This is a genomic window from Kitasatospora sp. NPDC094019 (genome assembly GCF_044764505.1).
Taxonomy (GTDB): Bacteria; Actinomycetota; Actinomycetes; order Streptomycetales; family Streptomycetaceae; genus Kitasatospora.
The window spans coordinates 13,114-22,496 of sequence record NZ_JBIWIF010000039.1; the positions used below are offsets into that span (position 1 = coordinate 13,114).

General features: G+C 68.5%; 11 protein-coding genes. 4 read left to right on the plus strand and 7 right to left on the minus strand.

Translation table 11 applies throughout. The features are described from left to right. The first annotated feature begins 370 nt into the window (after positions 1-370). From ACIQ9P_RS38970 to ACIQ9P_RS38980, 3 genes are all read left to right on the plus strand, one after another. Positions 371-844, plus strand: coding sequence for a hypothetical protein (locus ACIQ9P_RS38970; protein WP_402367189.1), 474 nt, complete (start codon positions 371-373; stop codon positions 842-844). A gap of 152 nt (positions 845-996) precedes the next feature. Next, positions 997-1,839, plus strand: a complete 843-nt coding sequence (locus ACIQ9P_RS38975; protein WP_402367192.1) for a hypothetical protein — start codon at positions 997-999, stop codon at positions 1,837-1,839. Between the two features lie 142 nt (positions 1,840-1,981). Continuing rightward, a complete protein-coding gene (locus tag ACIQ9P_RS38980) occupies positions 1,982-3,220 on the plus strand; it encodes a hypothetical protein (protein WP_402367194.1) in 1,239 nt (412 codons plus the stop codon). An 84-nt stretch (positions 3,221-3,304) separates the two neighbouring features. Here the strand turns inward: ACIQ9P_RS38980 and tgmC are convergent, their stop codons facing one another. From tgmC to ACIQ9P_RS39015, 7 genes are all read right to left on the minus strand, one after another. Next, complete coding sequence (tgmC, locus tag ACIQ9P_RS38985; protein WP_402367196.1) at positions 3,305-4,453, minus strand: ATP-grasp peptide maturase system methyltransferase; 1,149 nt, start codon at positions 4,451-4,453, stop codon at positions 3,305-3,307. Beyond that, positions 4,450-5,415: an ATP-grasp ribosomal peptide maturase gene (tgmB, locus tag ACIQ9P_RS38990; protein ID WP_402367198.1), complete on the minus strand. Its 966-nt coding sequence runs from the start codon at positions 5,413-5,415 to the stop codon at positions 4,450-4,452. The genes tgmC and tgmB overlap by 4 nt, the downstream gene beginning before the upstream one ends. Next, entirely contained in the window at positions 5,415-5,690 is a 276-nt protein-coding gene (gene tgmA / locus ACIQ9P_RS38995; RefSeq protein WP_402367200.1) for a putative ATP-grasp-modified RiPP, read from the minus strand. The genes tgmB and tgmA overlap by 1 nt, the downstream gene beginning before the upstream one ends. A 132-nt stretch (positions 5,691-5,822) precedes the next feature. Continuing rightward, positions 5,823-6,656 (minus strand): helix-turn-helix domain-containing protein, encoded by an 834-nt coding sequence (locus ACIQ9P_RS39000; RefSeq protein ID WP_402367202.1) that lies wholly within the window; start codon positions 6,654-6,656, stop codon positions 5,823-5,825. Next, positions 6,653-7,168, minus strand: coding sequence for a DUF6879 family protein (locus tag ACIQ9P_RS39005; RefSeq protein WP_402367205.1), 516 nt, complete (start codon positions 7,166-7,168; stop codon positions 6,653-6,655). The genes ACIQ9P_RS39000 and ACIQ9P_RS39005 overlap by 4 nt, the downstream gene beginning before the upstream one ends. Further along, positions 7,152-7,364 carry a hypothetical protein gene (locus tag ACIQ9P_RS39010; protein WP_402367207.1) on the minus strand — a complete coding sequence of 71 codons (213 nt, stop codon included), beginning with the start codon at positions 7,362-7,364 and terminating at the stop codon, positions 7,152-7,154. The genes ACIQ9P_RS39005 and ACIQ9P_RS39010 overlap by 17 nt, the downstream gene beginning before the upstream one ends. 154 nt (positions 7,365-7,518) lie before the next feature. Next, the gene (locus ACIQ9P_RS39015) at positions 7,519-8,736 is read right to left on the minus strand and encodes a glycosyltransferase (protein WP_402367209.1); all 1,218 of its coding nucleotides are present in this window, start codon (positions 8,734-8,736) and stop codon (positions 7,519-7,521) included. Positions 8,737-8,800: 64 nt separating this feature from the next. On the opposite strand from ACIQ9P_RS39015, the gene ACIQ9P_RS39020 reads away from it, so the two are divergent. After that, positions 8,801-9,154: a hypothetical protein gene (locus ACIQ9P_RS39020; protein WP_402367212.1), complete on the plus strand. Its 354-nt coding sequence runs from the start codon at positions 8,801-8,803 to the stop codon at positions 9,152-9,154. Positions 9,155-9,383 lie beyond the last annotated feature (229 nt).

Sequence of the window (9,383 nt, forward strand, 5' to 3'; positions counted from 1 at the left end):
GGTACCGGCTACGCCTACAGCATCGCCAGCACCACCGGAATCAGCTACGCCACCGTGTGCTCCTTCTCCCCGATCCCCGCCGGCTGGGTCGTCACCAGCTCGTACAGCACCAGCAACTGCGCAGGCAGCGGCTACGCCTACACCATCAGCAAGGCCTGACGACCGCCCCTGCCTGGATCGCCCCCGCGCTCGACCCGAGCGCGGGGGCCGCCCTTTGCACCTCCGGGGGAGCAGAGCGCTGCCACCGCACCCTGGTGCCGTATTCACACTTCTGACACCATCTCAGCCGCGACAGGCAGGCAGTGAACGAATGGTTCGCCGCGGCTGCATCCGCGCAGCCGGGGACCACCCAGAGAATCCGAGGACGACCTTGACGACCTTCCGGACCCGCGTCCCGCACCTGATAACGGCCGTACTGATGCTCCTCGGCCTGATGACCGCCGCGACCACCCAGGCCCAGGCCGCCCCCCAGCGACTCACCGCCGGCACGACCATCTGTTCCAACTCGCCCATTCCGGCGGGGTGGGTCGTCACGGGCTCCTACCCCAACAACGGTTGCGCGGGCGCCGGGTACATCTACACGATCCTCGACACCAGCAACCTGACCAAGGTCACGGTCTGCTCGATCTCACCCATCCCTGCCGGCTGGGTGATCACGGGCTCCTACACCACCAACACCTGCGCGGGCACCGGCTACGCGTACACCCTCCTGAAGCCCACCACCCAGACCACCACCGCGGTCTGCTCCTTCTCCCCCATCCCGGCCGGCTGGGTGGTGACGAACTCCTTCAACACCGGCACCTGTGCGGGCAGCAACATCGCCTACACCATCCACAAGGTCTGACGGCCCTCGGCGCGAATCCGGGTGCCCCAACCGCACCCTGGCACCACTGCAGCATCTCTGACACCATCTCAGCCGCGAACAGACAGTGAGCGAATGGTTCGTCCCGGTTGCATCACTGCAGCCGTGGAACGTCGAGAGGATCCGAGGCACACATGAAGACCGCACGGAAGCACGTCCCGCACCTGATAGCGGCCGTACTGATGCTCCTCGGCCTGATGACCGCCGCGAGCGCGCCGGCCCAGGCCGCCACGCAGCAGGTCACCGCCAGCGCGACCGTCTGTTCCAATGCGACCATCCCGGCAGGGTGGGTCGTCACCTGGTCGTACAGCAGCAGCAACTGTCCGGGCACCGGTGTCGCCTACAACATCACCGATTCGAACGGTGCCACCAACCTCACCGTGTGCTCCATGTCTCCGATCCCGACGAACTGGGTCGTGACCTGGTCGTACAGCAGCAGCAACTGCTACGGCACCGGCGTCGCCTACAACATCGCCAACGTCACCAACTCCACCAACGCCACCGTCTGCTCCATGTCGCCCATCCCGACGAACTGGGTCATCACCTGGTCCTACAGCAGCAGCAACTGCTACGGCACCGGCGTCGCCTACAACATCGCCAACGTCACCAACTCCACCAACGCCACCGTCTGCTCCATGTCGCCCATCCCGACGAACTGGGTCATCACCTGGTCCTACAGCAGCAGCAACTGCTACGGCACCGGCGTCGCCTACAACATCGCCAACGTCACCAACTCCACCAACGCCACCGTCTGCTCCATGACGCGCATCCCGGCGAACTGGGTCGTGACCTGGTCGTACAGCAGCAGCAACTGCTACGGCACCGGCGTCGCCTACAACATCGCCAAGATCACCACCGAGACCACCGCCTCCGTGTGTTCCTTCTCCCCCCTCCCGGCAGGCTGGATCGTCACCGGCTCCTACAGCACCAGCAACTGCTACGGCAGCGGCACCGGCTACTACATCCGCAAGGCCTGACCGCGTCCCCCGTGCCCCTCGCTCCCCCGGAGCGAGGGGCACACCCGTGTCCACCCGTCCCGACCAGGGATTTCTCCGCTCTGATATCACTGGGAGCCTGCCTCCGGCACTCCTGCACAGCACCACAGAACGGACCGCTCCCATGGACGACGGGACCACCCGCGCACCCGGCGGCTACTGGGACCCGCTGCCCACCGCCCGGCGGCTGCTCGTCGAGCACCCGCAGCTGGACCAGTTCGGCGGACTCTGGGCGGACCGCAACTGGCGCAACGTCCCCGGGCCGTTCTACGGGGCGGACACCGATTCCATGCAGGTGGGGCGACTGGACGCGCCGTTCCACATCGCGTACGACGACGAGTTCGGACCCTTGGACGGACGGGAGTTCGTCTACCGCCAGCCGACCGACGCCGCGCAGACCCACGACCTCCTCAGCGGCTGCTTCTTCGGCCACGGCGGCTTCGCCATGGACGGCGACGAGCACTGGACCGATGCCTCCGTCCGTGAGTGGTGGCAGGAGCGCGGGCGGGTGCGCGAGTGGGCGATGACGACCTCTGACCGTTGGTCCCGAGTCCGCGGCGAGCACCGGGCGCACTACCGGGACGCTGCGCAGGGGCTGCGCAGTTACCTCGCCCACCTCGACGGCGGACTGAACGAGTACCTCCGGAGCTACCTCTTCCACCTCGCGGAGGGCCGTTCGCCGCTCCCCGGCGAAGCCCGCCCCGAACTGCTCCGCGCCCGCCGGCCCCCTACTCCCCACACCACCGACCCCGTCCTCGCCGGCTACTTCGTCGGCGTGCCCGAGCTCGCGAACGACTCCGGGCTGCCCCGCGCCGAACTGCTGATCACCGCCTCCAACTGCCTGATCGACTGGATCCCGCAGGACGACTGCTGGTTCGCCACCCCGACCGAGGCCCTGGCCGCCTGCGCGACCGTCGCCGTCCCCGCCGAGGCCCGGCTCTTCGCCCTGCTCGTCCCCGGCGACCACGTCCACGCGTTCGTCACCGACATCCGCGAGGCGGAGACCGACGAACCCGTCCTGCTCTCCCACCTCGACGGCCCCGACCCCACCCCCGAGCCCGCCGAGGGCGGCCGCGCCCTGGGCTGGGAGGTGCTCGGCTACGACTGCGGCATCCTGCACACCTGGCTCTGCAACGACCTCCACGACGACGCCGTCCGCCAGCTCGGCATCACCACCAACGACCGCGGCCTGCTCCCCGACCGCGAGACCGCCGACCGCGTCGCCACCTGGGCCAACGCCCGCGACGACACCAAACCGGTCACCTGGTTCCCGGCCACCCTGCTCGAATGGGACACCCCCATCGAGAGCACCTTCGTCCCCGTGGCCACCGACCCCCCACGCCCTCGCCCCACCCCTTGGTAGGAACGCCTCGCCGGCCTCTTCTGAGCCGTACCGCAACGGCCGCCTCGCTCGACTGCGAGCGAGGCGGCCGCCACAACGGCATTGTCAGATCGGCAGATCCCAGCCCGGACCGTCCTCCGCGCCGATCCAGACGCGCTGACCGATCTCCGACACGGTGATCCCGAATCCCTCCTGGTGCGGTTCACCGACGGCCTGCCAGGCTTCGACACCCCGCTCCACCTGGTCCCAGAGTCTCAACGGCCCGCGCTGCCGGACGGTCCAGCCACCGTCCGGGTCCGGCGCGGTCCGGGCGTACGAACCGGTGGCCACGTCCACGAGTGTCTGCTCATCGCCCCCGCCCATTCGTTCGGCGGACGGGGCAGCGAGTTGAGCCACCCAACTGCCGGTCCACGTTCCGATGATCGAGGGGTTGATCCGGGAGGCCCGCGGCTCTCCCGAGAGCAGCGTGAGCCCGGATCTCGCGGGCCGCTCGTGCGAGCGGGCGATCATGAAGCTCGTGCAGCCGGGCAGAAACCGCCCGGTGGCCCGCCCCGGCTCGGTGACGGTAAGCAGTGCCAGCCCCGACGCATAGCTCCATCCGCAGAGGGTGACCAGGATTCGCCCCCCGGGCTTCACCTGGAAGAGCCAGGGAATCGGGAGGTGGCGGACCGAGCAGGTCGCGATCAGCCGATCGTAGGAGCCGCCATGCGGATCACCGTGCAGACCGTCTCCGACAAACAGCCTGGGTGCATAGCCCGCTGCCTTGAACGCAGCAGCCGCCCGCTCCGCTACGACCGGGTCGAACTCGATGCTCGTCACGGCGGCGTCCCCGAGGCGGTGAGCGCCGAGCGCGGTGGAGTAGCCGGTTCCGGTGCCGATCTCCAACACGTGGTGCCCAGGCTGGACACCCAACTGCCGCCACATGTCCAGCACCAGCGATGGCAACGTGGAAGAGGACGTCGGTGATCCGGTCACTTTCCCGTCGTCATCGACACCTGCTCCCGGCGCGGTCGTACCGTCCAGTTGTGTGATGAGGGTCCGATCGGCATAGATCCCCTCCAACCATCCCGGTTCGCCCCGACGGACCGTCCGATAGGCGGTCGGCATGCTCTCCGGGACTGCGGAGAAGTACGAGTCGACAAACAGTTCACGCGGCACGGCAAGCGCTGCGTCGCGCCATGCGTGTTCGCCCAGAATGCCGTCCACACCGAATCGCTCGACCATCGTGGCACGAAGTCGTGCAGACGTGGTCATACGTCACGCCCTCTCTCCAGGAGATCGGCGATCGCCCTCGCGATCGCCCCGGTGGTTTCAGGGGGTTGCCAGGCCCACTGGCCATTGGGGTTGCATTCCAGGAAGTACCACTCCCCTGCATGCGTCACCGCGAAGTCGAACGCGCCGTACACCAGCCCGAACTCTGCGAGGTAGGCGGCCACGGCCTCGCGAACAGCTCCAGGCAGATCAACCGGCGTGCACACCATCCGGTCCTGCCGTCGGCGCCAGTCAAGGTCGGGGCTGTCTATCCGGGTCGCGAACAGCCGGTCGCCGACTACGGTCACCCGCGCGTCGAACGCTTTTACCACCATGGCCTGGAAGAGGTGAGGGCACAGCTCGACCCCGGCGGTCAGCTCGGCCGCACCCACGGCCCGCACCCACACCTGGTGCGGGCGGCCCTGCACGGTGTACGCGGTGTTCCACAACAGCTTGTAGACCGCACCGCCAACCTGCCGCCGGACGAAATCCCGGGCAGCCCGCAGGTCATTGGTGATCAGGGTCTCGGGCACCCGGAGTCCGTGCCGCCCGGCAGCCGCGAGTTGGGCCGGCTTGTACTCGGCTGCCCGGGTGGCCCAGGGGTGGTTGACGTAGTGCGCGTCCGCCAGTGAAGCGAGAATGCCGCCGGCTCCCCAAAAGTTCTGGGCCGCCGCGAAAACGGCATCCTGGCCGTCGAGTTCCGGCGGCCCCTCGTACCGTGTGGGCCGTCGGACCCACACCGAGCGCACCGTCGCCAGATCAAGACTGCGGCTCAGCGTCCTCAGGATGCCCCGTCGGCCGCTCGGACCGTACGAAGCGGTCAACGAGGCTCCGGCGTGCAGGTCGAGGCCGGGGTCGACCCGGACTGCCGGAACAGCCCGCTCTGCCAGGACACGCAGGACGAGGTCCGCCGTCACGTCCTGCGCGTTGGTCAGCACGAGCACCGACCCACTTGTGTCGGCCATCAGTCCGAGCTCTGGTCCTGGTCATAGGACTCGGTACTGTCGACATCCGTCGCCCCGCCAGGACTCGCCCCGTCGCCCAGACCAGTACTGGTGGGCGTGAGGCCGTTCGTACTGGTGCCGTGCGTTCCCAGTTCGACCACTCGCCCGCCCTCGTCCACGATCATGGCAATCTGGGTCTCGGGATCGACCGTCGGCGAAGTCATGGAGATCGGAGCGGTCGGCTCGAACGGCCTCATTCTCGTCGTACCCCACGGCGCTGCAGGCGTCATCGTCATCTGCGGTCCTCCTCGGGTCAGTGCGCATCACAGACGAAAACAATCGTCCGCAACCGTCATCTCACCCTAGGAAGTCAAATTCTGCCCCTGCAAGAGCATTCCCGTACCTGCATAAACCCTCCCGCGAGAGCCTCACCTACGGAACATCTCAGCCCAATCGGCGAGCACGCCCCGAGCCGCAGAGCCGAACACAGCCGCCTCCTCGAACAGGTCGAAAATCTCTCGGTGCCGGCCAACGTCCTTGGGGTCGCGGAAAACGATCCGACCGGTGAAGGTCTCCACGGTAACCAGGCGATTGTCGTAGATCGTGAATGTGTTCATCGGCCCGCGGGACAGACACCGTCCGATCGGCAGTACACCGAGGCGAACACTCGGCAAGCGGGACAGCGAGACCAATCGGTCGATCTGCACTCCCATGGCCAGCGGCGGAAGCAGAGCCCACCTGACCGCCTGCTCGGTCAGGACGAACGTGAACGTCCTGGACCCATCGTAGAGGACTGCCTGACGTTCGATCTTGCGGAGGACGACGGCTGCGCGGTCACCGGCCGAATACCCAAGACTGGCGTGCATGTATTCAGGAGTCGCAAGCAGCCCGGTGATCATCGCAGGGAGGAAGTAGCGCAACTCGGTAGCGTCGGATTCCAGGGCCTTCAGTTCCGCCTGGCGCTTCTCCGTCCCGCGCCGCCAGGAGACGCGCTTGTCCTGCCACTCGGTGTTCGCGATTCTGGCGAGCGCGGTGATCTCGCGAGCGAGGTCCTCGGGCACGTTGAGCGCGCGGAGAATACGTTCCACATCGACGAGACCGGGTATCACACTGCCCGTCTCGATCTTGCTGATCTTGCTCTGGCTGATGCCACAACGCACTGCAAGCCGGTCTCCTGTGAGACCGGCTTGCAGTCGCAGTTCTCGGAGCATCCCGGCGAGGTCCCGTTTCGAGCGGCCGAGCCTCTCCGGCTCCAGCGTCATTCGTGGGCTTTCACATAGTCCGCAAAGGACACCGCATGAGTGAGTGCCGTTCGCCTCATTTCCCGGCACTCCTCGGCACGGTCGTCGGCCAGTTCACGGTTGATCTGCGTACCGTCGGGGCGGAAGTTGAGCCGCACCACTGAGGATTCGTCGAACATCCACCAGTCCTGGAGCGGGATGCCGAAGTCCCGTCCGGTGACGTCCAGGATCCGGATGTCCTCGCCTGCGGCGATGTTGCCGGGGATGCCCCAGGCGAACTGGTAGCGCTGGTAGTCGGTCAACGGCTGCCGCACTACTCGCACCCGCCCGATCGTCCGACCGGAGGAGACGAAGCCCCGCACTCGCGTGTGCCACGCCGCGTTGTGCTCGACCGGCTTCGGCTCTCCCCGCAGGAATCGCGCGACGTTCTCGACCTCGCGCGGCATCGTGTAGAGGGGCTGCGCTTCGAGACGGAACGCGCTGTGCCGGTACCCGTCGAAGTGCCTGCGCCACTGGTCACCATCCAAGAGCACGGACTGCCTCCTCCAGGATGTGACGGGGAATCTCCACCGCTGCCTCACCTGCCGGAACGGCGAGGGCACCGAACCGATCGCCCTGCACCACGAAGGTTCCTCGATCGGTGGCATAGATGTTCGGGCAGTCATCGTCATCGCACACGGGACCGCCGAACCTACCGGTCAGACGCGTCAGATTGGCGTGTTCGGCCATGGTGATCGCCTCCTCAAGAGCCGGCCGATCGGACCGGCAGCTAAAAAGCTAGGGAATCGGGAAAGCACCCGTCCACCTGAACCACGAAGAATTCCCGTCCCGGACTAAGGATCTTGATCGAAGCCTGCCCACCTCGTTCCGATACAGCCGCCGGTCAGCCCGCCCCTCCCCGGGCGAGTTGGGCGAGCAGTGGTGCCGCGCCGTCCTCCGTGGCGATGACGCGGGCGAGTTCGGCGGCGCGGCGGCCGTAGGAGGGGTCGGTGAGGCTGGCCGTGATCGCGTCGGCGAGGGCCTCGGCGGTGAGGTCCGCGAAAGGCAGTGCCCGGGGCGCGACTCCCAGCTCGCACAGCCGGGCCGCCCAGAACGGCTGGTCGGCCATGACGGGGACGGGCACGGCGGGCACGCCGGCCCGCAGTGCGGCAGCCGTGGTGCCCGCCCCGGCGTGGTGGACGACGGCGGCGGTGCGCGGGAACAGCCAGTCGTGCGGGACGTCACCGACGGCCAGGATGTCAGTACCGAAGGCGTCCAGCTCGGCCCAGCCGGACTGGACGACCGCCCGCACACCGGCCCGCTCCACGGCGCCGGCCACCAGTTCGCCGAGCCGCTCGCCCTCCCCCACCGCCATGCTGCCGAAGCCGATGAACACCGGCGGCGGGCCGTCCTGGAGGAAGTCGACCAGCTCCGCCGGAGGCTGCCAGCCGTCCGGCCGGGCGGGCCACCAGTAGCCGGCCGCTCCGACCCAGGACGGCCAGTCCGCGGGGCGCGGCAGCACCGACGGGCTGAAGCCGTGGAACACCGGCCGGACACCGCTCCCCGCCGAGGGCTCCTCGGCGGGGAGCCCGAACCGCGCCCGCAACCGGCTCGCGGTGCCCCCGAAGACCGCCTCCGCCCGCCGCACCACCTCCCGGCCCACGGCGAGATTGCCCTCCGGGTCCGCGCCCACCTCACCGCGCGCGTTCGGCAGCGCGAACTCCCCGGTGGGAACGGACGGGACGAGATAGGTACCGATCACGGGGATGCCGAGCGCCTTCCCCACCGCCCGGGCGAGCGGCGCCGGCCCGAACGCCGTGAGCAGCACATCGACACCGCCGCCCTCCACCACCTCCGCCACCCCGTCGCCCACCCCGTCCGCGTACGCCCGCGTCAGCGCCTGCACCTCATCGCGCGACCCCGCCCGGGCCCAGTCCCGGATCAGCCCCTGCGGATCCCCCGGCACCTCCCGGAACCCGAGCCCACACCCCCCGACCAGCCCCGCGAACCCCGCATGCGCGGCCACCGAGACCTCGTGCCCCGCCTCCTGCAGCCTCCGCCCCAACCCCGTGAAGGGCGCGACGTCTCCTCGTGAACCGGCGGTGATGATCAGAGCACGCATGCGGTCAATTGTCCCTCCCGCCACGAACCCCCGCACCGAACGGAGTTCGTGGAACGCTGGCCGTATGAACGGGAGGACGGACAGTCAGGGCACGGAGAGCTTCTTCGCGGCGATCGAGGTCGGTGACCTCTGCGGCGGTGTGATCAGCGAGATCGGCCGGTCCCACGCGACGGTCGTCCTGGACGGGCTCCCCGGGAGGGCGCTGGGGAGGGTCGGTTCGCTGGACCTGCCCTGGGGGAACCGCCGGCTCGACGCCCTGGACGTCGGTCGGCGGATCACCGCGAGGGTGACCGGCGTCGACCTGACCGGGGGCCTGGTCCACCTCTCGATGGCGGCCACCGCCCACCCCGAGCTCTGGGCGTTCCTGGCGGAGCTGGAGCAGGACCGGATCCTCCCCGACTCCGACAGGGCGCGCTGAGCACCGGAGTGGGAAGTCGATCCGGCCGACTTCCCACTCCGGACGACCTCGGCCTGCCCTCTGCTTCGACGAGGGCCCAGCCCGAACACCCGATCGCGATCACCCGACCGATTACCCGCGCAGGAAGTCGGCAGGGTGACTCTGCTGGCGAAGTCGTTCGGGGTGGGTGTGGGACAGTAAGTGCCTGTTGGTTGTGGTGGGTTGGCTGTCTGTGGGGGTGGGTTGTGCT

What these genes read in the sequence shown, in the direction of transcription:
- ACIQ9P_RS39010 (WP_402367207.1), bottom strand. Translation starts at nt 7,364, where the DNA reads ATGGCCGAACACGCCAATCTGACGCGTCTGACCGGTAGGTTCGGCGGT.
- tgmB (WP_402367198.1), bottom strand. Translation starts at nt 5,415, where the DNA reads ATGGCCGACACAAGTGGGTCGGTGCTCGTGCTGACCAACGCGCAGGAC.
- tgmA (WP_402367200.1), bottom strand. Translation starts at nt 5,690, where the DNA reads ATGACGATGACGCCTGCAGCGCCGTGGGGTACGACGAGAATGAGGCCG.
- ACIQ9P_RS38980 (WP_402367194.1), top strand. Translation starts at nt 1,982, where the DNA reads ATGGACGACGGGACCACCCGCGCACCCGGCGGCTACTGGGACCCGCTG.
- ACIQ9P_RS39015 (WP_402367209.1), bottom strand. Translation starts at nt 8,736, where the DNA reads ATGCGTGCTCTGATCATCACCGCCGGTTCACGAGGAGACGTCGCGCCC.
- ACIQ9P_RS39000 (WP_402367202.1), bottom strand. Translation starts at nt 6,656, where the DNA reads ATGACGCTGGAGCCGGAGAGGCTCGGCCGCTCGAAACGGGACCTCGCC.
- ACIQ9P_RS39020 (WP_402367212.1), top strand. Translation starts at nt 8,801, where the DNA reads ATGAACGGGAGGACGGACAGTCAGGGCACGGAGAGCTTCTTCGCGGCG.
- ACIQ9P_RS38975 (WP_402367192.1), top strand. Translation starts at nt 997, where the DNA reads ATGAAGACCGCACGGAAGCACGTCCCGCACCTGATAGCGGCCGTACTG.
- tgmC (WP_402367196.1), bottom strand. Translation starts at nt 4,453, where the DNA reads ATGACCACGTCTGCACGACTTCGTGCCACGATGGTCGAGCGATTCGGT.